At 57.6% G+C, this 19,400-nt stretch carries 19 protein-coding genes; 8 read left to right on the forward strand and 11 right to left on the reverse strand.

Annotated elements, in window-relative coordinates:
* Nucleotides 1-3: 3 nt before the first annotated feature.
* Nucleotides 4-1,035, reverse strand: coding sequence for an ATP-dependent 6-phosphofructokinase (locus L8V22_RS04690; protein ID WP_238800994.1), 1,032 nt, complete (start codon nucleotides 1,033-1,035; stop codon nucleotides 4-6).
* A 24-nt stretch (nucleotides 1,036-1,059) separates the two neighbouring features.
* Nucleotides 1,060-2,436, reverse strand: coding sequence for an MFS transporter (locus L8V22_RS04695; protein ID WP_238800995.1), 1,377 nt, complete (start codon nucleotides 2,434-2,436; stop codon nucleotides 1,060-1,062).
* Between the two features lie 47 nt (nucleotides 2,437-2,483).
* Between L8V22_RS04695 and L8V22_RS04700 the strand changes: the two genes are divergently transcribed.
* On the forward strand, nucleotides 2,484-2,807 hold the full coding sequence (locus tag L8V22_RS04700) for a hypothetical protein (protein WP_238800996.1): 324 nt from the start codon (nucleotides 2,484-2,486) through the stop codon (nucleotides 2,805-2,807).
* 73 nt (nucleotides 2,808-2,880) lie between these two features.
* Here the strand turns inward: L8V22_RS04700 and L8V22_RS04705 are convergent, their stop codons facing one another.
* The 3 genes from L8V22_RS04705 to gatC form a co-directional block, all read right to left on the reverse strand.
* Nucleotides 2,881-3,375, reverse strand: a complete 495-nt coding sequence (locus L8V22_RS04705) for an META domain-containing protein (protein ID WP_238800997.1) — start codon at nucleotides 3,373-3,375, stop codon at nucleotides 2,881-2,883.
* 86 nt (nucleotides 3,376-3,461) lie between these two features.
* Nucleotides 3,462-4,949 (reverse strand): Asp-tRNA(Asn)/Glu-tRNA(Gln) amidotransferase subunit GatA, encoded by a 1,488-nt coding sequence (gene gatA / locus L8V22_RS04710; RefSeq protein ID WP_238800998.1) that lies wholly within the window; start codon nucleotides 4,947-4,949, stop codon nucleotides 3,462-3,464.
* Nucleotides 4,950-5,246, reverse strand: coding sequence for an Asp-tRNA(Asn)/Glu-tRNA(Gln) amidotransferase subunit GatC (gatC, locus tag L8V22_RS04715; protein ID WP_005327681.1), 297 nt, complete (start codon nucleotides 5,244-5,246; stop codon nucleotides 4,950-4,952).
* Nucleotides 5,247-5,450: 204 nt separating this feature from the next.
* Here gatC and L8V22_RS04720 point away from each other — a divergent pair, with 204 nt between their 5' ends.
* Complete coding sequence (locus tag L8V22_RS04720; RefSeq protein WP_238800999.1) at nucleotides 5,451-6,110, forward strand: ACT domain-containing protein; 660 nt, start codon at nucleotides 5,451-5,453, stop codon at nucleotides 6,108-6,110.
* 10 nt (nucleotides 6,111-6,120) lie between these two features.
* Here L8V22_RS04720 and ligA read toward each other — a convergent pair whose 3' ends face one another.
* Nucleotides 6,121-8,190 carry an NAD-dependent DNA ligase LigA gene (ligA, locus tag L8V22_RS04725; protein WP_255711762.1) on the reverse strand — a complete coding sequence of 690 codons (2,070 nt, stop codon included), beginning with the start codon at nucleotides 8,188-8,190 and terminating at the stop codon, nucleotides 6,121-6,123.
* Nucleotides 8,191-8,235: 45 nt separating this feature from the next.
* Here ligA and L8V22_RS04730 point away from each other — a divergent pair, with 45 nt between their 5' ends.
* The 4 genes from L8V22_RS04730 (at nucleotide 8,236) to L8V22_RS04745 (ending at nucleotide 11,899) form a co-directional block, all read left to right on the forward strand.
* The gene (locus tag L8V22_RS04730; RefSeq protein WP_238801001.1) at nucleotides 8,236-8,907 is read left to right on the forward strand and encodes a 3'-5' exonuclease; all 672 of its coding nucleotides are present in this window, start codon (nucleotides 8,236-8,238) and stop codon (nucleotides 8,905-8,907) included.
* 40 nt (nucleotides 8,908-8,947) lie between these two features.
* Nucleotides 8,948-9,445 (forward strand): ArsR/SmtB family transcription factor, encoded by a 498-nt coding sequence (locus L8V22_RS04735; protein ID WP_269966410.1) that lies wholly within the window; start codon nucleotides 8,948-8,950, stop codon nucleotides 9,443-9,445.
* On the forward strand, nucleotides 9,445-10,437 hold the full coding sequence (locus L8V22_RS04740) for a serine hydrolase domain-containing protein (RefSeq protein WP_238801003.1): 993 nt from the start codon (nucleotides 9,445-9,447) through the stop codon (nucleotides 10,435-10,437). Before L8V22_RS04735 ends, L8V22_RS04740 begins: the two co-directional genes overlap by 1 nt.
* A 340-nt stretch (nucleotides 10,438-10,777) precedes the next feature.
* Nucleotides 10,778-11,899 (forward strand): AAA family ATPase, encoded by a 1,122-nt coding sequence (locus tag L8V22_RS04745; protein WP_238801004.1) that lies wholly within the window; start codon nucleotides 10,778-10,780, stop codon nucleotides 11,897-11,899.
* Here L8V22_RS04745 and L8V22_RS04750 read toward each other — a convergent pair.
* Nucleotides 11,896-12,813 carry a uroporphyrinogen decarboxylase/cobalamine-independent methonine synthase family protein gene (locus L8V22_RS04750; protein WP_238801005.1) on the reverse strand — a complete coding sequence of 306 codons (918 nt, stop codon included), beginning with the start codon at nucleotides 12,811-12,813 and terminating at the stop codon, nucleotides 11,896-11,898. The genes L8V22_RS04745 and L8V22_RS04750 overlap by 4 nt on opposite strands.
* On the reverse strand, nucleotides 12,814-13,899 hold the full coding sequence (gene mnmA / locus L8V22_RS04755) for a tRNA 2-thiouridine(34) synthase MnmA (protein WP_238801006.1): 1,086 nt from the start codon (nucleotides 13,897-13,899) through the stop codon (nucleotides 12,814-12,816).
* A 94-nt stretch (nucleotides 13,900-13,993) separates the two neighbouring features.
* On the opposite strand from mnmA, the gene L8V22_RS04760 reads away from it, so the two are divergent.
* Nucleotides 13,994-14,830, forward strand: coding sequence for a spermidine synthase (locus L8V22_RS04760; protein ID WP_238801007.1), 837 nt, complete (start codon nucleotides 13,994-13,996; stop codon nucleotides 14,828-14,830).
* Here L8V22_RS04760 and L8V22_RS04765 read toward each other — a convergent pair.
* On the reverse strand, nucleotides 14,811-15,971 hold the full coding sequence (locus L8V22_RS04765) for a glycoside hydrolase family 25 protein (RefSeq protein WP_238801008.1): 1,161 nt from the start codon (nucleotides 15,969-15,971) through the stop codon (nucleotides 14,811-14,813). The genes L8V22_RS04760 and L8V22_RS04765 overlap by 20 nt on opposite strands.
* A 388-nt stretch (nucleotides 15,972-16,359) precedes the next feature.
* Between L8V22_RS04765 and L8V22_RS04770 the strand changes: the two genes are divergently transcribed.
* Nucleotides 16,360-17,343, forward strand: coding sequence for an HNH endonuclease signature motif containing protein (locus tag L8V22_RS04770; RefSeq protein ID WP_238801009.1), 984 nt, complete (start codon nucleotides 16,360-16,362; stop codon nucleotides 17,341-17,343).
* On the opposite strand, the gene L8V22_RS04775 is transcribed toward L8V22_RS04770, so the two are convergent.
* On the reverse strand, nucleotides 17,340-18,455 hold the full coding sequence (locus L8V22_RS04775) for a cysteine desulfurase family protein (protein ID WP_238801010.1): 1,116 nt from the start codon (nucleotides 18,453-18,455) through the stop codon (nucleotides 17,340-17,342). The genes L8V22_RS04770 and L8V22_RS04775 overlap by 4 nt on opposite strands.
* Complete coding sequence (locus tag L8V22_RS04780; RefSeq protein ID WP_238801011.1) at nucleotides 18,455-19,396, reverse strand: electron transfer flavoprotein subunit alpha/FixB family protein; 942 nt, start codon at nucleotides 19,394-19,396, stop codon at nucleotides 18,455-18,457. The genes L8V22_RS04775 and L8V22_RS04780 overlap by 1 nt, the downstream gene beginning before the upstream one ends.
* Nucleotides 19,397-19,400: the final 4 nt, after the last annotated feature.

A 19,400-nucleotide genomic window follows, 5' to 3' on the forward strand; every position in this document is an offset into this window, starting at 1 on the left:
ACACTATCCAAAGAGCGCCTGCGCATTGCGGTAACGCGATTCCGGCACCGACTTTAGGGTTCCCACGGCCTCCTCCAGCGGAACAAGGTCAATATCCTCGCCATGGAGGGCAACACACATACCGAAATTCCCTTCGTGAATGGCGCGCGCTGCGTGCACACCATAGCGGGTGGCGAGGACGCGGTCATAGGCCGTTGGTGTACCACCGCGCTGAATATGGCCCAGCACCGTCGTACGCACGTCATACCCCGTACGCGCCTTGATTTCATCGCCAATTACCTGGCCAATGCCATTGAAGGTCTGGTGACCAAACTGATCGACGCCACCGGCCTCAAAGTCCATTGTCCCCTCTTTCGGGACAGCGCCTTCTGCCACGCAGATGATGCCGTACTTTTCCCCCATTTGGAACCGGCGCTCCATCGCCTTTGTAATTTCTGCGATATCGAAGGGTTCCTCGGGCACCACAGTGTAGTGCGCACCGCCGGCCATGCCCGCATGCAACGCAATCCACCCCACGTGGCGGCCCATGACCTCCACGATCAGGATACGGTTATGGGACTCTGCGGTCGTGTGCAGACGGTCAATAGCATCGGTGGCCACGGATACGGCGGTATCAAAACCAAAGGTGTAGTCGGTGGCGTTGACGTCGTTGTCAATAGTCTTTGGCACACCCACCACCGGCACGCCGTTATCAGAAAGCCACTTCGCGCCCTTGAGGGTACCTTCGCCACCGATGGCGACGAGGGCATCTACACCAGCATCTGCCATATTGGACTTAATCTGTGCAAGGCCAGCCTTGAATTTGTCCGGGTGCAGGCGGCCAGTGCCCAGGATGGTGCCGCCGCGCAACAAAATACGGTCGATTTCTGCATCGTCATAAAGATCGCGGCGACGGTCCTCCATAAGGCCGACCCAGCCGTCTTCATAACCGACGACGGTATCTCCAAATTCATTGGATGCGGTACGCACTACCGCTCGGATTACAGCATTGAGGCCGGGGCAATCGCCGCCGGACGTTAAAACTCCTAGACGCATACACCCCAATCTAGCGCGCGAATTTTAGCCCTGCAGTGTGTCCCTAAAACCTAGGGCAGAAACCAAACCCATCACCAGCGCAACTACGATGACGAGCAGCGAATTAATAATCGCTACTTCCGGGCTACCCGTTTGCATGACTGCAGATACCAAGGCGACTCCCAACACAGATCCCACTTGGCGGGAGGTGTTATACACGCCGGAGGCAGCGCCCATGAGCTGTGGCGGAATATCCCGCAAGGTGGTAGCTGCGTTAGAACCCCAAATGAACGATTGCCCTACACCTAGACCGGCAATAGGCAGGCCGAGGACCCAAGGAAGGGCGTCGACGTACATCACCCACCATGCTGCTAATAGCGAAAGTATAAGGATGGAAAATCCCATTACCCCAAGAAGGCGCGGATTAAGGTAATCCGCCATGATTCCTGCGAGCGGGGATATCAGCAAAGAGACCAGCGCCATTGGCGCCACAATGATGCCAGCCTCGTCCGCTGGAATGCCCTGCATGGTCTGCAGCCACAACATGATGGGTAGCATCACCGCGGCCGCCATAAACCCCATAGCAATGATGCCTACCGAGCCGGCAAGATAATTGCGGTCGCGAAAGAGCGTCAGCGGCACCAGCGGGCTCGCTCCCCGAGCGTGAGCGGTAGCCTGCAATCGAATAAACCATGCGCTTGCAAGTGCCCCGGCAAGCAGAATAAGCCAAATGGGCCAGTCCCAGCCCATTACTGGGCCTTGTTGGATACCAAAGACAATCGCAGCCAAGGCGATCAAGGACACGATAGCCGAGGGCACGTCGATGGACTGCGCGGTGGTGGGCAGCTCAGGTACCCACATCAGCGCAAATAAAATGGCAAGTACCACGAAGGGAATGTGCACCCAAAAGGCCGCCTGCCAGCCAAACTGCCCCACCAGGAATCCGCCGAAAAGTGGGCCGGCGAGTGCGGCCACCGAGCCAATTACGCCCCATACGCCGAGTGCGCGGCCACGTCGCTCACGCGCGAAAATTCGATTAATTAAGGACATGGTCTGCGGCATTTGCAAGGAAGCACCCACACCCTGCACGGCTCGCGCTGCAATCAGCATTTCCACGGTGGGAGCCAGGGCACACGCCCCCGCCCCCACGCCGAAGATAGCCACGCCTAGGCAGAACATCCGGCGTTGGCCTAAAACATCACCCAAGCGGCCAGCAAAAAGCAGTGGCACCACCACAGCTAATAGATAGGAAGCCGATACCCACATAGTGTGGTTTACCCCTGCGTTCAATTCGCGCTGTAGGTCCGGCAGTGCCACCGCCACGATGGATTGGTCCAAAAGGGATACAAAAAATCCCAGCGACAGCGCAAACATGGCGCGCCACGCTTGGCGCTCGGGCGGCAGGTGTGTCTCCACAGTCATGGCCATAGAGTCTAGCGGTCCCAGAGATGTCGGCCTAGACTGGCCATATGTCCATGATTGATATCAAAAAGCCCCAAGACGTTTCCACTGCCACCACTGTCACCCTCGGCCTCATCGGTGGCTGGGTTACTGCCCGCGAGACCGGTATTCGCCCACTCGGAGGCGTGCTCCTCGCCGCCGCCGGCGTGTGGGCAGGCCGCTCCTGGGCCAAGAAAACCACTCCGGCTACCACCGCTGGCCTGTGCGCACTCTACGTGGGTGCCTTTGGCGCTTCCCACCCGCTGGCTAAGAAGATCGGCGCTTGGCCGGCCGTCCTTGGCGTCACCGCGGCCTCGGCAGGCGCGGCCTATGCACTGTCCGACGCCAAGTAGTCCCCCCACACAAAAATGCGCACCATGCCCGAAGACATGGTGCGCATTTTTAGTTTTAGAGTGCTGCGAGTTTTTACTTGGCAACACTAAACTCGACCGCCGCGTCCTTGCTGCCCAAGGCGACGGTACCGCCGGGGAGGTTAAAGAAGGAAGGCTTGGATTCAAGGAGGCCGAGCAGGGCGTCGGAAAGCTGCTGCGTATGCTCATCGCAAGCCGCGAGCGTGGAGTTAAACTCGCCGACGCTGATGGTGCCATCCGCTGCCACCTTGTAGGTGGTGGTATAGGTATTGCAGCCATCATTCATCACCAAGGAGTGGTCCTTGGCAAATTCGACGCTAAACTTTCCTTCTTCCTTAATGGAGTGGAGAGTTCCAGTGATGGTCTGACCCTCGATGTGAGGCTCCAGCTTCTCCGCGCCCTTCGGCAGCGGGGCAATAAGCCCAGAGTTGGTCGGCGCGGTCATGCTGAACCCCGGATCGATGGAGGGTACCTGCGCGGCATTGGCAACGCCTACGCCCATGAGTGCAGCGGCGGACAGCGAAAAAATTGCGGTCTTCTTGAAATGCATACCCAATATTTTACCCCCGCCGAATATAAATTCAACGGGGGTAGATAAACCTTTATGGAATCGCCAGGAACCCCACAGAAAGACGCTTACTTAGTACGGCCCGCCTCATAGGCGGCGCCCACCTTGTACAGGCGGTCATCTTCGAAGGCTGGCGCCATGATCTGCAGGCCGGTCGGCAGCTTGGTATCGCTGGCCAAGCCCGATGGCACGGACATGCCACACAGACCGGCCAAATTCAGCGGCAGGGTGCACAGGTCGAAGTTGTACATTGCCATCGGATCCTCGACCTTCTCCCCCAGCTTGAATGCGGTAGTCGGGGTGGTCGGGGAAACGAGTACGTCAACCTGCTCGAAGGCGCGAGCAAAGTCCTGGGCAATGAGCGTACGCACGCGCTGCGCCTGCAGATAGTAGGCATCGTAGTAGCCCACGGACAGCGCATAAGTACCTAGCATGATGCGGCGCTTGACCTCAGGGCCAAAGCCCTCTGCACGGGACTGGGACATGACCTGCTCGGCAGAATGGGAGCCGTCATCGCCCGCGCGCAGGCCGTAGCGCATGCCGTCGAAACGCGCCAGGTTAGAGGACACCTCGCACGGCATGATCAGGTAGTACGCAGCCAGTGCGTCATCGAAGTGCGGGCAATCTACCTCGACAATCTCCGCACCTTGCTCGCGCAACTGCTCAACGGCGGCATGGTAGTTCTCCATCACGCCTTCCTGCCAGCCATCGCGCTCAAATTGCTTAATCAGGCCGACCTTGATTCCAGAGAGGTCACCCTTAGCACCCTCGCGTGCAGCGGCGACAACCGGCGCTACCGGCTTATCAACGGAAGTCGCATCGAAAGCATCGTGGCCAGCGATGACCTCGTGCAAGAGCGCGGTATCGAGGACAGTGCGGCCGCACGGACCCGCCTGATCAAGGGACGAGGCAGCAGCGATAAGACCGTAGCGGGACACGGTGCCGTAGGTCGGCTTTACGCCAACGGTGTTGGTCAGCGCAGCTGGCTGGCGGATGGAACCGCCAGTATCAGTACCGATGCCAAGTGGCGCCTGCCCGGACGCAAGCGCAGCAGCGGTACCACCGCCGGAGCCGCCCGGGGTGCGCTCGGTGTCATAGGGGTTATGCGCTGGGCCAAAAGCGGAGTTCTCATTGGAAGAACCCATAGCGAATTCATCCAGGTTGGTCTTGCCCAAGATGGGGATTCCAGCCTCGCGCAGCCGCTTGGTCACGGTGGCGTCATACGGAGAAACGTATCCCTCCAGCATCTTGGAGGCCGCGGTCGTCGGCGCATCGGTGGTAACCAGCAGGTCCTTAAGTGCCAGCGGCACGCCAGCTAGCCCGGAGGTCGGCTCTTCGCCGGCGTCGAGAGCCTTATCCACGGCGTCGGCAGCCGCGAGAGCTTCTTCCGCGCCTACGTGCAGGAAGGAGTTAAGCTCCTCGTTGGTCTCGGCAATACGGTCCAAGAAGGCCTGGGTAACCTCGCGGGAGGTAACTTCGCGGGAGTGAATCTTCTCCGCCAACTCAGCGGCGGTCAGGGAGGTCAAGCCCTCCGCAGGAACGGTCAGGTTAGACATTTATTCTCCTCCCAAAATCTGTGGCACAACAAAGCGCTCATCTTCTACGGCCGGCGCCTGGTCCAAGGCTTGCTCTGCAGTAAGGGTGCGTACAATAACGTCCTCGCGCATCGGGGCGTCCACGGAGTGCGGGTGGCTCATCGGCTCCACGCCCTCGGTATCCACGTTTCCTACCGCGGAAACGGAATCAACAATCTCATCAATCTGCGTTGCAAACTGGGCCAGCTCTTCCTCACTCAGGGCCAAGCGGGAAAGCTTGGCGAGGTGGGCTACCTCATCACGCGAAATCTCAGACACGCGAACTCCATCCTTTTTCTGCATAATCGTCATGCGGGTGAAAAATATTCACAAGAAGCATGTACCATGTGAATTGCTATCGCCCCATGGTACTGCACCTACCGAGACGGCTGCCGCGTCACCCCAAATTTGCGTTGCTTGAAGCCCGCATTGTGACGCACGTATCATGTTTGGGACTGCAAATTACCGAAAGCGTGCGAGACCATGTCCTTTTTGATTCGTGTACTGCTCCCCGATGCCCCAGGCAGCTTGGGCCAGCTTGCCGACGCCTTTGGACTCGTCGACGGCAATATCCAATCGGTGGATATCGTAGAAAACTTCCCCGATGGCACGGTCATGGATGACATTGTCATTGAGTTGCCACACGGTACCATGGCCGACGTCCTAATCACCGCTGCTTCCTCCGTCGACGGCGTGGAGGTCGACTCCATCCGCCCATTCAGCGGCCGAGTGGACCGCCGCGGACAAATCGAACTGCTTGCGCGCGTTGCCCATGCTACGAATGTCACTGCCGCTATGGAAGAGGTAGTAGCCGCGATCCCAAGGGCTTTAACCTCCACATGGTGCATCGTCATTGACAATAACGAGCCCATCCACCGCGTAGCTTCTTCCAATGCTGCCCCCGAAGATGACGGCACCGTTCCTCACGATATTGAGGTGGAAAGCGCACGCGTGCTCAGCCCCGAGCGTGACGAGTGGGTGCCAGATAGCTGGTCACTGCTTGACTCCGCACTCGCCGCCGCCCCGCTCGGCGATACCGGATTGGTTATCGCCATGGGCCGCACCGGCGGCCCTGACTACCTAGCCTCTGAAGTGGAGCACCTAGGCCACATCGGCACCATCTTGGGCAGCTTCCTCAAATAGCCGGACCGATTTAGGCCTTACCAGTTTCCAGGAGCTGCTGGAACTGCGCTTCATTGAGTATCGGGATTTCCAGTTCGCGGGCCTTGTCTTCCTTGGAGCCCGCATTCTCACCGGCCACCACATAGGAGGTCTTCTTCGATACCGAACCGGTAGCCTTTCCACCGCGAGAGACGATAGCCTCTTTCGCGGAATCACGGGTAAAGTTTTCCAAGCTACCGGTCACCACAATGGTCAATCCCTCTAGGGTTTGCTCCTTGTGGTCTTCCACCGCTACCTCCATAGCCACCCCCGCGGCGGCCCATTTGTCCACGATAGTGCGGTGCCAGTCCACTTCGAACCAATCGTGGAAAGATTGCGCGATGGTCATGCCCACGCCATCGACTTCTGCCAGCTCCTCTGTCTTGGCTGCGCGCAATTTATTCATGGATCCATAGCGAGAAGCCAGTGCCCGAGCGGCAATTGGCCCCACGTGGCGAATAGACAGCGCGACCAAGACGCGCCAGAAGTCACGGCCTTTGACCTCATCCAGATTCTTCAACAAGTTTTGTCCGGCCGTATTGACCTTGACATTTCCTTCTCTTTTGGTGCGCTTGTCTTTTGTATCCTTCTTCGCCGTGTAGACGTCCGAGGCCAGTAGCTTTTCCTCGGTGAGCTCGAAAAGCTCTGACTCATCGATGAGGATGCCGTTGTCAATTAGATCCATGGCCCCCTTCTCTCCCAGGGCCTCAATGTCCAGTGCCTTGCGCGAGGCCAAATACTCCAAGCGCGCGGAAAGTTGTGCTGGGCACGATTGGGTATTGGGGCACCGCCAATCCGCGTCGCCGTCTTTTTGTGGGGCCAATTTAGTACCGCAAGCCGGGCAGTTCTCCGGGAAAGTCCACTCATACTCGCTACCATCGCGCTGCTCGCGCACTGGTCCGAGCACCTCCGGGATAATCTCGCCCGCCTTGCGAATGATGACGGTATCCCCGATAAGCACGCCCTTGCGCTTTACCTCTGACTGATTATGCAAGGTAGCCATGGACACTGTGGAACCGGAGACAAAGACCGGCTCCATGATGGCAAACGGGGTCACTCGCCCGGTACGTCCAACACCCACCTCAATGCCCTTGAGCTTTGTGGTCACTTCCTCCGGCGGATACTTATAGGCAATAGCCCAGCGCGGGGCGCGGGAAGTCGCACCCAGTGCGCGCTGCGAGCCCAAATCATCTACCTTGACGACGAGCCCATCCATCTCAAAGATGGCATCGTGGCGGTGTTCTGCCCAATGTGCCACCTCGTCTTGGACTTCCTTGGCCGAATGAACCTGCTTGGTATATGGGGAAACCGGCAGCCCCCAAGCCGCAATTGCCTTATAAGCATCATGTTGGGAAGTGGGTGAAAATCCCTCGCGCGCGCCTAGGCCGTGGCACACCATTTTCAGGCGGCGCTTTTTCACCTCGGCGGGATCCTTCATGCGCAGTCCACCTGCCGCAGCATTGCGCGGATTAGCAAACTTTTCTTTGCCATCGGCCGCGCGCTCCTCATTGATCTCTTCAAAATCCTCGGGGCGCATATAGACTTCGCCGCGAATCTCGATCAGCTCTGGGACCGAGTATTCATCTGTCCCCTTGAGCTCATGCGGAATGTCTTCAATCACGCGCGCATTAGCAGTTATGTCTTCGCCCACTGTGCCATCGCCACGGGTCGCGGCGGTGATCAGGCGCCCATTGCGATAGACCAAATCGATAGACAAGCCATCAATCTTGAGCTCAGTGAGATAAGTCTTTGCTGGGGTTCTATCGAGCCAATCCTGCATCTCGCCAGCGCTAAAAACATTGTCCAGGCTCATCATGCGCTCAAGGTGCTCGATATCTTCGCCAGCACTGGGAGCGGCGCCTACCTGTTGGGTAGGCGAATCAGGCACGGCAAGCTCAGGATGTTCTTCTTCGATCGCAAGAAGGCGCTGGAAGAGGGCGTCAAAGTCGGCGTCGGGAATAGCCGGCTCACCGTTGTAGTACAGGTTGCGATGCCGGCGCACTTCCTGCGCAAGGTCATTCCATTCACGGTGCAGATCAACTGGATTAGTCACGCTGCCCAAGTGTAGCTATCCCTCGTGTCGGGGCTAGCTACTAAGGTATGGATCATGAATTTCGACGCCTCCCGCATGCTCGCCTTCGACCTTGAGACCACCTCGGCCAATCCCAAAGAAGCCCGCATCGTCACCTCTGCCCTAGTCCGCATTGATGGCCGCGATGTACAAAAGGTGGAGCACCTCGCCGATCCCGGAATCGAGATCCCGCAGGAAGCGACCAACGTGCATGGCATCACTACCGAAAAAGCCCGCGCCGAGGGCCGACCGCACGAAGAGGTTCTGAAAGATACGGTCGAGACAATCAAGGCCGCATGGGAGGATGGTCTAACGCTCATTGTCTACAACGCTGCTTTTGATCTCACCGTGCTGCGGAGCCTCACCGGCGATTTCACGGTCACTGGCCCGGTCTATGACCCCTATGTAATCGACCGCGTCAGTGATAAGTGGCGCAAGGGCAAGCGCACCCTTGGCGCCGTGTGCGAGCACTACGGCGTCGAGTTGGGCAACGCCCACGAAGCTACTGCCGACGCCCTCGCAGCCGCCCGCGTTGCCTGGAAACAGGTACGCCAGCACTACCCCAACCTGGCACAAATGGATGAAAACGAGCTCATGGAATTCCAGGCGGTCAAGTGGTACGAGGACCGGACTGCATTCAAGAAATACCTAGAGGGCAAGGGCCGCGATGCATCGGATGTCTCCACTGCATGGCCCCTAATTTCCTAAAACCGTTGCAATAGTTCTAGCTTTTTGGAATTCTAGAACTATGGAATCTTTGGAATCGAGAGTCTTGGCCCTCGAAGAGCGCGTCGCCAAGCTCGAAAGCCCCACAACAACCCCAGCAGAAGCTTCCACAGGCGAGTCCACGATGTGGCTCGCGGACACCCTCGAGCCTTCTCCAGAACTCCCCGAGGGATCCGTTATTTTTGGCGGCAACCTCACTATCGGCCAGAGCTCTTATACCTACCAATGGCAGCGGCCAGCTGAAGTAGTCACACATGGCGACTGGTCTGAAAACCTCGACCGCCTCGCCGCACTAGCCCACCCCGTTCGTGGCGATATCCTGCGCCGACTCCTTATTGCACCAGCTACCGCCGCAGAACTTGTCGAAGAAGAACTAGTTACTTCCACCGGTACCGCCTACCACCACCTCAGCGCCCTCACTAGTGCTGGATGGACCACCAAGACAGGCGGACGATACGCAATTCGACCTGCCCGAGTGGTTCCTCTCCTGACCATCATTACCGCAAGCGAGGCCCACTAATGCGCAAATTAGCACTGGCCACCATCGCGGCCGCGATATCGGCCACCTTCCTGCTCATCGTGGGACCCCAGCGAATCTCGATGGCTACTACCGCAACCGGCGATCCAGAACTCTCCACATACCTACGGGAGCACCCAGAGCCCGGCTTCAACAACCTCACCGTCTTCACACTTGTACAGGAAAAGGCCACCTTCGCCGGACTCGGCGCCGATGAGCACACCGAGGTGGAAATCGGTTCTGTAACCAAGATGTTCACCGGGGAAATTGCCCACCAACTAGTAGAAGAGGGAAAGATTCGCCTCGACACCACGGTGGGCGAAGTTCTCGAGGTTGACGACGCACCCGTCTCCGATGTCACAGTTCAGGAGCTGCTCGAGCACACCTCGGGGCTTCCACGGTTAGCGAATGGCAGCTTTTTCTCCTCCGTATTCGGGAGCGTCACTGGCGCTAACCCCTACGCGGGAGAAACCAACCGAAACATCTTAGATACAGCGATCGAAGCAAAGCTTGAAGATCGTGGTACAGAAACCTATTCCAACTTGGGATACGCCCTGCTCGGAATCCTTTTGGAAAGGGTCACTGATACGCCCTATGAACAGCTGCTCCACGAGAGAATCTTTAAGCCAGCTGGGATGACGGAAACTTATCTCATGACACCAGGGGCCGTCCCCGAAAATGCTCCACGCGGACTCACCTCCACCGGCCGAAAGGCTGAGCCTTGGGAAATGGACGGCTGCTTTGCTGCCGCTGGCGCCATTAGGTCCAATGCGAGTGATATGGCAGCTTTCACTGAGTGGTTTATCAAAAATGGCGACACCGCTTTCGGCTGGCAAGAGGATGAAGATAACCACACCTTCTGGCACAACGGTGGCACCTACGGATACTCGACAATGCTTATCATTGATCCGAAGAGCGGCCGCGCAGCCTTCGCCAATAATGATTCTCCAGCAGGAGTCGAAAATCTCGCCCAAGCACTGTTCGACCAGCTTTAAGGAACCACAATGCTTTTATCCATAGCCATCGCCGCCATTATTGCATCTGAGTTCTGGGCTGCATGGAATGCTCTAAAGAAACCACGCTCTACCGCTTCGCTGGTTGCGACAGGGATAATCACTCTTATCACCGTGATATTTATTGGTTACGCAATGCCGTGGTACAGAATCCTAAATTTTGGCTGGTGGTACGCACTCGTAGCCGCTAGTTCCCTTCACATCGGCGCCATCGCGTGGAGAATCTACACACCCCACCAGAAGAAGTCTCCCAATTCTCCTAAATCTCCAAGTACGGCTAAAAGTCTCCCAAATCTCCAATAACAAGGGTTACACTAGCCATATGGAAAATCCGTTCCGCCCTACATTCGGCGCTCCTCCCCTGTTCTGGGTCGGGCGCGGTATCGTGCTCGATAGCTTCCGCACTGCGCTCGATGGCTCGGCTGGCAATGCCTCTCGTTCCATGGTGCTTAGCGGCGCAAGGGGCATTGGTAAGACGGTCCTCATTAACGAGTTGGAAGACATTGCTGAAGCGCGCGGTTGGGTAACACTACGCGCCTCTGGGCGCTCCACCATGGTGGAGGAATTGGTCAATACCACCATCCCCAGGCTGCTTGAACAGCTCTCTCCGAGCGATAAGAAGAAGGTCAGCCGCATCGGCATCGGCGGCGTGGGGTCAATCGGCTTCGACCATCAAAGAGAAGATCGCTTCACCCCCACGCTAAATACTCGCCTGCGCGAGCTTTCCACTGAGCTAAAGGGCACCGGCATCCTGCTTACCATCGACGAGGTGCAAGACGCCGATGTCGAAGAACTCACTACCATCGCCGTGGCGTACCAAGACCTAGTGCGCGATGAATTCGACATCGCTTTGGTAGCCGCTGGTCTTCCCCAGGGAGTCAACCACCTATTAGATCTCCCCGGGGTAACGTTCCTGCGCCGGGCCCAGAAGTTCGTCTTAGGACCGCTTTCTCCGGCCAACACGCAGCAGGCTCTAGAGCACACGGCGTCGGGCTCGGGATTGGAGTTTAGCCCCGAGGCGATTAGGGACGCCGCGACGCTCACCCGGGGCTACCCGTACCTCGTGCAATTGGTTGGCTCACTGGCGTGGGAGCACAGTCGCCGAAACAAGGAAAGTGGCATTTCACAGGAGACGATTGCTTCAATAGCTCCGGAGGCAATTTCAATTATGGGCGCGCAGGTGCACCAGCCTGCTACGTTGACCTTGCCACCGGCACAGCGGGAGTTTTTAGAGGCAATGGCCGCAGTCGAAGTGGATGGCATCGCCACCATCGCCGACATCGCAGGGCACATGGACCGCACCGTGCGATCCTTGTCCGCCACTCGCCAGCGGCTTATCGACGCCGACCTGATCGAACCCACCGCACACGGCAAGCTGCGCTACGTCATCCCATATATGGGCGAATACTTCACTACCACGGATAGCCGCGGGCGCGTCGATTAAAGATCGCCGGCGTCCCGGGTGAGGATGGCGGCGGTCTCAGTGACAGACCGAAGCGATCTAGCGGAAGCCGCACTGGGGAAAACATCGAAGCTATCGACCAATAGCTCACGCGGCATGCCAATGCGATCAAGGTGGGAAGCTAGGGCGATTGCTTCCTCCCTCGCATCCATACCGGGAATGCCCAGGCCGATGCGATAGCCCGCACTGAGGTGTTCACCCAATCCGTCGTAGTGCTCTGGGGTGGAAAATTGCTGGCGAAAGCGCGAATCAACCAAAAAAGTCTTCGCTGCGCGCGCTACCGCCCAGATAGGCGCAGCATGCACATAGTCGGCTTCAAACGCTAAAAGGCTTTCAAGGACAACTTCCTCTGGGACTGCTGGTATCGAGTCAAAATCAGTAGTCCCGGGAATCCGCCCAGCAATGATATCCGCCAGCAGTGGTTCATCGAGTTGTATATGCACCTCGCTGTGGAAACGGTTTGCCACATCGTGGGCATGGGAGTGGAGGCCGTGCAAGAGGGCGTCGGAAAGCTCTGCGAAAGCGCTGGAGTCAGTCAAGACGCGGTGACCATCGGAGAGCTCAATGCTCGCCGCCAGGGACCAGGGACCCAAAGCCTGCACCTTAATGTGGGAAACCGTCTCGCCCCAGACCTCCTGAACCTCATCGAGATCGCGTTCTAAGCGATCCCAGGTACGCCGCGTCAAAAGCTGCGGACGCGTGGTCATGCGCCATGAACGCGGACCACGATCGATATTAATGGCCTCAAGCATGCTGGCCGTACGTCCAACCGCATCGGAGCCGAGGCCCCTATCTGGAAGTTGCGGGATGGCAGGGAGTGAGGTCTCGCTGATTATAATGTCCGCCGCTTCCGCTACGGAAGTGCCGGGCATGGGGCCAAGGGCAAAGCCGGTCATCTAGGCCGTCCCGCAAATGGTGCCGGAACCGATAACGATATCGCCAAGCGCGTCTGGCGACGGCAAATACAGTACGGCCGCCTGGCCGCGAGCGACACCAGATAGGGGCTCCTTAAGCTCAAGGCGCATCTCGTCCGCATCGCGGTCGACGTGGGCGACACATGGCACCACGGAACCATGCGCACGCACCTGAACCTCGCACTCGAAGTCCCCATCCATGCCCGGGTGGAGGTACTTCAGCCGATCAGCGTGAATCGAGGTCACGGCCAAGTCCTCGCGGGCACCGACGATCACCGTGCCCGTAGAGGCATCGATGTCGGTGACGTAGCGGGGACGGCCGTCGGCAGCCGGCGACTTGATGTCTAGGCCCTTTCGCTGACCGATGGTGTAGTTCCATGCACCATCGTGCTCTTTGAGCTCCGTGCCTTCTTGGTCCAATATCATGCCGGGGCGAAGCCCGATACGAGCGCCCAGAAACGCCTGTGTATTGCCATCTGGAATGAAGCAAATGTCGTAGGAATCCGGCTTCTTCGCGGTGGAAAAACCGTGCGCCGCAGCCTCTTCGCGGATTTGCGGCTTGGGGGTATCACCGATGGGGAAAAAGCAGTGCTCCAGCTCTTCGGCAGAGATGACACCTAAAACATAAGACTGGTCCTTATTTTCGTCCAGAGAACGGCGCATGTAGCCGTTTTCGTCGATGGTGGCGTAGTGACCCGTCGCAACGGCGTCGAATCCGAGCGCCATGCCTTTTTGTAGCAGTGCCCGGAACTTAATCTTTTCGTTGCAGCGCAAGCAGGGATTAGGGGTTTCACCACGCGCATAGGAATCCACGAAGTCCGTGATGACCTCTTCTTTAAATTCCTCCGAAAAATCCCATACATAGAAGGGAATGCCCAGCTTATCGCAGATACGGCGGGCATCAGCGGAATCCTCCAACGAGCAGCAACCGCGCGCCTTCTCCCTGGTTTGCTGCGCGTCTTTGTGCAGGGCGAGATGAACGCCAATCACCTCGTGGCCGGCTTCTACCGCACGAGCGGCGGCAACCGATGAGTCCACGCCGCCGGACATGGCAACCAATACTCGCATTGTCCTCCCCATTTCACCTTGACTACAGGCCCGAAAGTCTACTCCCTAGCCCCAACGCGGTGTAAATCGAATCCATTCCCTAAGCTTGTATGACATGGGCAGAAAGCGAGCTTCCACCAATCCGGGAATCACCGGAACCTACGAAATCTCGACCGGCACGGCCGAGGTTGTGGCGGATGAGTTCCGGGACGGTGCCTATATTCTCAACGTCAATGGTGTGCCAAGCAGCCACATTGTGCTGGGAGAGCCAGAAGAATTGGAGTTCGAGTACATGCGCTGGATTGCGGCGGCGGTCAAACACCTCAATACTCGGCCTGCAAACAAGCTTCGCGTCACCCACTTAGGTGGCGCAGGCTGCTCCCTTCCGCGCTATTTTGCCAGCACGCTCCCTGGCAGTCGCCACACGGTAGTCGAACTCGACGCCAAGTTGGGAGAATTGGTGCGTACGCTTTTCGACGTCCCCCGTTCCCCCACCGTGAAAATCCGCGCCGGCGAAGCACGCAAAGAAACCGAGGGCTTCCTGCCCGCCAGCCGCGACATCATCATCCGCGATGTCTTTGCTGGCGATAAGACTCCAGCAAATCTCACCACCGTAGAGTTCTTCCAGGCTGCGAAGCAGGCATTGGAATCAGGCGGGCTCTATATCGCCAATTGCGGAGACCATTCCGATCTGCAGCTAGCAAAGAGCGAACTGGCCGGACTAGACGAAGTTTTTGACCACCTCGCGGTCATCGCGGACCCACCAATGCTCAAGGGCCGGCGCTACGGCAACATTATCCTTGTAGCCTCGGATACAGAACTGCCAGCCGAAGGCTCCATTGAAGCCGCTCAGCTGGCAAAGACACTCCTTGGCGGAGCAGTCCCCGCCCACTACAAGGACGAGGAGTGGACCCGCACGTTTTTCGCTGGTGCTACTGCAGCACGCGATTAAGTAGCGTGGCTACTTGGCCCGCATCGAAATCGGGAACATCAGCGCCAGCTTTCTTGGCCGCATTCTTAGCCTCCGAGACTTCCGACTCGGAGACATTGCCAGACTTAACGTTATTCACATGACCGGCATTGTCCAGCAGGATTGCTAGGTCACCGACAGAGAAGGTGCCCTTTGCCATATCGCCCAAATCTTCTATTGGGAGGGCATCCTTTTCCTGCAGAGTCTTCACGAATCCAGCCAAGCCCTGGGCCGCTTGGGGATCGAGGCCGGACTTTTCGGCGGCGTCGGCAAGCTGCGGAAGCGCAATCAGGCCCGCAGCGAGGGCAAGGATAGCACCGATAAGCGGCGTGCTGTCTGAGCTTAGGTCAAGACCATCGCCCACAACTAGCTGTTCAAGCGCGCCGCCGACATCCACGTAGTTGCCGTCGCTGAAGGACTGCAGCTGCTGCTTGGAACCATTAAACAGGTTCATATCGACGTCGGTAGGAATGCCTGCCACCTTGCCAGAGCCAGAACGCTGCCAGAAGGATAGCTTCTTCCAGCCGCCGACAGCGTCGGGCGCCTGATCCTGATAGGCAGCAAGCCACAGCGGCATATCCGAGAACTTCTGGGAGTTATTCATCTGCCCCATCCAGAAGTACTTGTAGGTGTAAATCATGGGAGTGCGGCCGGTAAGGCGCTTGAGCTCGCTGGTAAATTCTTCAATCCACTGCTCCAACTGGGCCGCAGACTTACCTTCCGCAACCTCAATATCAAGAGCCGGGGGCAATGTCTGATCTGGCGCCAACGCAATCTGCGCGGCAAAGTTCGCCGCTTGCGTTTTGGCGTCGGTGGATGGACGAGCGTAGTGATAAGCACCGGTCTTTAGTCCGGCGGCGTGAGCGGCCTGAACGTCTTCGACGTAATGCGGATTTACCCAATCACCCCCCTCGGTTGCCTTTACAAATGCAAAAGACTGACCGTCGGTACGTACCTTGGACCAATCGATAGGCGTGCCACCCGGATGCTGGTGCGCTGCCACGTCAACGCCCTTAGGTGCACCAAAGTTCACCGCCTGGGCAACAGCGGTGCCACTAACAGCTAGTGCAGCCACGGTAACTACCGCAGTAATGCTCTTTCGGAGTGCCTTCTTTGAAGTCATGCGCGTGAGTCTAGCAACGCCATCACTCCAGTCACATGTTTAACACACGCCACTAGGGATAATTTTCTTTTCTCCTATTTCTACCAACCTGGAAATATCACCCTTTAGAACTTATTTTCGCCCCTTCCCCTTGCGGAGCCCCTGCACAAGACATAAAATGGACACCGTGAGGAAACGTTCATATGTGCTAATAATCGGGGAAATCAGGTTTGGAATCCTACTACATAGTCAATGATCCCAATGATCCACTTGCAGCTAGAGCAACAGAAAACAGGATTATCTATTTTGGAAAGAGGTCAAGCCTGACCTAGAAGACGACTTCGATATTTCTTGCCATACTCTCGCAACCCGCACGGGATTAAGCGAGCGGAGAACGCGGGACATAACCATGGCCCTCTACCGCCTAGCTGAGCTGCCGCTTACGAGGGCCCTGCAAGAAACCTACTACTTCTTGGATTTTTCTCGTCTCATTACCATTGACGCCGTACTCAGCAAGCTCGGTGACGTCCCTACCGAAACCCTTGAACGAATAGACCAAGAGCTGGCTAGTTATCTAACGCCGACGAGCCCCAGACAGGTACTGCCTTCAAATACAAATTTGCGACGAAAACTCAACGGTCTCATCGCTGTTGAAACCCCGACGCCCGAAGAAGAGAAGGAAGCTACCCCACAAAAGGATCCGTATTTCACGTACTCCAGCTTCGGCGGCAAAGCTGGGCTAGCCGTGGAATTCGATGAAGCTACATTGATAGCTATAGATGAACACGTCAGTCAAGCAGCCGAAAAGCATAACCTCACCAAGGCGGACGCACTGGCCAAATTGATTCTGGGCGATATTGAGCAACGGGTTAAGGTAGTCCTTCACATGTACCGCGCCTATGACCAAAAGGCTGCACCCGGGTTCATCCAGGGATTCGGCTGGGTAAGTCCAGAAACTGCGGACGGCATACGTCCCACTCAAAAGCGGGACATGGACCTAGCAAGAGAGCTGGAAAGCGAAAGCTACGTCACTCCCCCGCTCATTGGCGCCTTCGTGGAAGGCCGCGATGGCGTATGCCGCTGGCCGGGGTGCCACCGTCCCGCAGAAAGCTGTCAAAAGGACCATCGCATTGACCACGCAAAGGGTGGGAAAACTGCGGGAAGCAATTTGGCATCGTTATGCCAACATCACCACAACATCAAGACCGATGGCGGTGCCTTCTACATCATGGATCCGCATACCGGAGATATAGTATGGCTCTTTGATGATGGCCACTGGGAATACGATGAACCCCAAGGACCGTTAGCGCCCAAGAATAAGAACTGGGCGCTAACGGTGGGCCAAGCTATCGCCGCTCGGCGCGCGGCCGCCAAGGAAAGGAATGATAGCTAGACAGAACGGGCGCGAGATATCACCTCAGGAAGATGAGACAAGACATATTCAACGTCTTCCTCCGAGGTAAGCCGCCCGAGAGTAAAGCGCAGGGAACCAATGCCTTCTGCCTCGCTTACACCCATCGCTTCGAGGACATGTGACATGCGATTTACGCCTGCGCTGCAGGCGCTACCGGTAGAAGCCTCGATCTGCAAGGAATCAAGCAGCATAATGAGGCTATCGCCATCGGCACCGGGGAATGAGACATGCAGATGGGACGGTAGGCACGGCTCAGTGGAATTGACCACCACGTTATCGATGGTGGCGAGGATTCCGTCGCGCAACTTATTGCGGAGAGCAGCAATCCGTTCACCCTGGGAGGAAATTTCGGAGACGGACTCTTCTAGCGCCGCTGCTAAACCGGAAGCACTTGCAACGTCTACTGTGCCAGGGCGAATCCCTCGTTCTTGCCCACCACCAAAGGCAATGGGCTGGGGTGCAGGACTGCGCTTAGCTAGAAGCAGCCCAATGCCGCGAGGGCCGCCAAATTTATGGGCACTGGCGGCAAGACTGGTTGTCCCAAGTTCGGAAAAGTTAATGGGGACTTTGCCTACTGCTTGCACCGCATCTACGTGCACGGGAGTGCCGGCCGCACTCGCCCGAGCAACAATGTCTTCGACCGGCTGAATGGCACCGGTTTCATTATTGGCCCACATGCAGGTAGCGACGTCGGCAAGCGTGTCTAGGGCAGCCAGGTCTGCAACGTGCCCGGAACGATCCACGGGAAGGATTTCGACGGCCGCCCCGGAACTCTGCAGCTTAGTCACGGTATCGCGAACAGCGGGATGCTCGATATCAGTGGAGATGATGCGATTGGTTGTTCCAGCCGCGTAGAGTCCCTGAATGGCGATATTATCTGCCTCGGTGCCCGAAGAAGTGAAAATGACCTCAATGGGCTCGCAGCCAAGAAGGGAAGCAACCTTTTCGCGGGCATCATCCAGCACGGACCGAGCCTTTCGCCCCGAGCCATATTGCGCTCCGGAATTCAGGGAGCCGGCCGCCGCCACCCATGCATCAATCGCGCTCTGCCGCATCGGCTGAGTAGCGGCGTAGTCGAAGTAGTACGGCATTACTGACGCGCTTTCAGTTCTTCAGTAAGAGCTGGGGCGATTTCGTGCAGGTCTCCAACGACGCCGAGGTCAGCGATCTGGAAGAAAGGCTCATCCTGGTCCTGGTTGACCACCACAATGGTGCCGGAAGTCTGCATGCCGGAGGTGTGCTGGATAGCGCCGGAGATACCCAAACCGATATAGAGATCAGGCGAGACGGTAACGCCGGTCTGACCGATCTGATAAGCGGCGTCATAGAAGCCTTCATCCACGGCGTCGCGGGTAGCACCGACGGCGGCTCCGAGGGCGTCGGCAAGCGGCTCGACGACGGCGCTGAATTCGTCGCCCACGCCGCGGCCGCCGGCAACAACCGCTTTGGCCTCGGTAATTTCGGGGCGTGCAGACTTCTCGGCCGGAGTAAAGGAATTTACCTTGACATCTTTGCTTGTGCCGGCCGGAAGCGGCATCGGCGCCGGTTGTGTTTCCACCTGTTGTGGTGCGGCCTCAACCGCGCCTGGCCGGAGCGTGTAAATCGGGCACTCTCCGGTAGCGGTAGAGGTCGTCTCATAGGAGCCACCGAAGATAGTCATCTGGGCAGAGCGGTCGGCGGTGATACCGCTAACATTGACTAGTGCGCCGGAGGCGAGTCTAGCTGCTAGGCGGCCGGCGATCTCGTTATTGGCCGGAGTTGCGGCCAACACGATCGGCGCTGGGTTCGCAGCGCCTAGCGCATGCAGAGCGTCAACCTCTGGGGTGAGGAAACGCTGCTCATAATCGTCGGCCGTTGCTTGGACAACTTGGGCGGCACCGAGCGCGGCAAGATCAGCATCGAACTTATCAGCCTGCTTGCCGACGACCACTGCGGACACCGTGCCCAATTCCCGTGCGGCCGTAATCAGCTCGCCGGTAACGGGGAGGAGTTTATCCGCATCATGCTCAACTAGTACGTAAACGTGAGACATATCT

Origin of the sequence: Corynebacterium yonathiae, from assembly GCF_027570195.1 — a bacterium.
GTDB classification, from domain to species: domain Bacteria; phylum Actinomycetota; class Actinomycetes; order Mycobacteriales; family Mycobacteriaceae; genus Corynebacterium; species Corynebacterium yonathiae.

Excerpts from the sequence above, each read along its gene's own strand:
- L8V22_RS04695 (WP_238800995.1), bottom strand. The coding sequence starts at position 2,436 with ATGACTGTGGAGACACACCTGCCGCCCGAGCGCCAAGCGTGGCGCGCC.
- mnmA (WP_238801006.1), bottom strand. The coding sequence starts at position 13,899 with ATGCGAGTATTGGTTGCCATGTCCGGCGGCGTGGACTCATCGGTTGCC.
- L8V22_RS04690 (WP_238800994.1), bottom strand. The coding sequence starts at position 1,035 with ATGCGTCTAGGAGTTTTAACGTCCGGCGGCGATTGCCCCGGCCTCAAT.
- L8V22_RS04735 (WP_269966410.1), top strand. The coding sequence starts at position 8,948 with ATGGAATCTTTGGAATCGAGAGTCTTGGCCCTCGAAGAGCGCGTCGCC.
- gatA (WP_238800998.1), bottom strand. The coding sequence starts at position 4,949 with ATGTCTAACCTGACCGTTCCTGCGGAGGGCTTGACCTCCCTGACCGCC.
- L8V22_RS04720 (WP_238800999.1), top strand. The coding sequence starts at position 5,451 with ATGTCCTTTTTGATTCGTGTACTGCTCCCCGATGCCCCAGGCAGCTTG.
- L8V22_RS04745 (WP_238801004.1), top strand. The coding sequence starts at position 10,778 with ATGGAAAATCCGTTCCGCCCTACATTCGGCGCTCCTCCCCTGTTCTGG.
- L8V22_RS04730 (WP_238801001.1), top strand. The coding sequence starts at position 8,236 with ATGAATTTCGACGCCTCCCGCATGCTCGCCTTCGACCTTGAGACCACC.
- L8V22_RS04775 (WP_238801010.1), bottom strand. The coding sequence starts at position 18,455 with ATGCCGTACTACTTCGACTACGCCGCTACTCAGCCGATGCGGCAGAGC.
- L8V22_RS04750 (WP_238801005.1), bottom strand. The coding sequence starts at position 12,813 with ATGACCGGCTTTGCCCTTGGCCCCATGCCCGGCACTTCCGTAGCGGAA.
- L8V22_RS04770 (WP_238801009.1), top strand. The coding sequence starts at position 16,360 with ATGGCCCTCTACCGCCTAGCTGAGCTGCCGCTTACGAGGGCCCTGCAA.
- L8V22_RS04705 (WP_238800997.1), bottom strand. The coding sequence starts at position 3,375 with ATGCATTTCAAGAAGACCGCAATTTTTTCGCTGTCCGCCGCTGCACTC.
- L8V22_RS04700 (WP_238800996.1), top strand. The coding sequence starts at position 2,484 with ATGTCCATGATTGATATCAAAAAGCCCCAAGACGTTTCCACTGCCACC.
- L8V22_RS04765 (WP_238801008.1), bottom strand. The coding sequence starts at position 15,971 with ATGACTTCAAAGAAGGCACTCCGAAAGAGCATTACTGCGGTAGTTACC.
- L8V22_RS04740 (WP_238801003.1), top strand. The coding sequence starts at position 9,445 with ATGCGCAAATTAGCACTGGCCACCATCGCGGCCGCGATATCGGCCACC.
- L8V22_RS04780 (WP_238801011.1), bottom strand. The coding sequence starts at position 19,396 with ATGTCTCACGTTTACGTACTAGTTGAGCATGATGCGGATAAACTCCTC.
- L8V22_RS04760 (WP_238801007.1), top strand. The coding sequence starts at position 13,994 with ATGGGCAGAAAGCGAGCTTCCACCAATCCGGGAATCACCGGAACCTAC.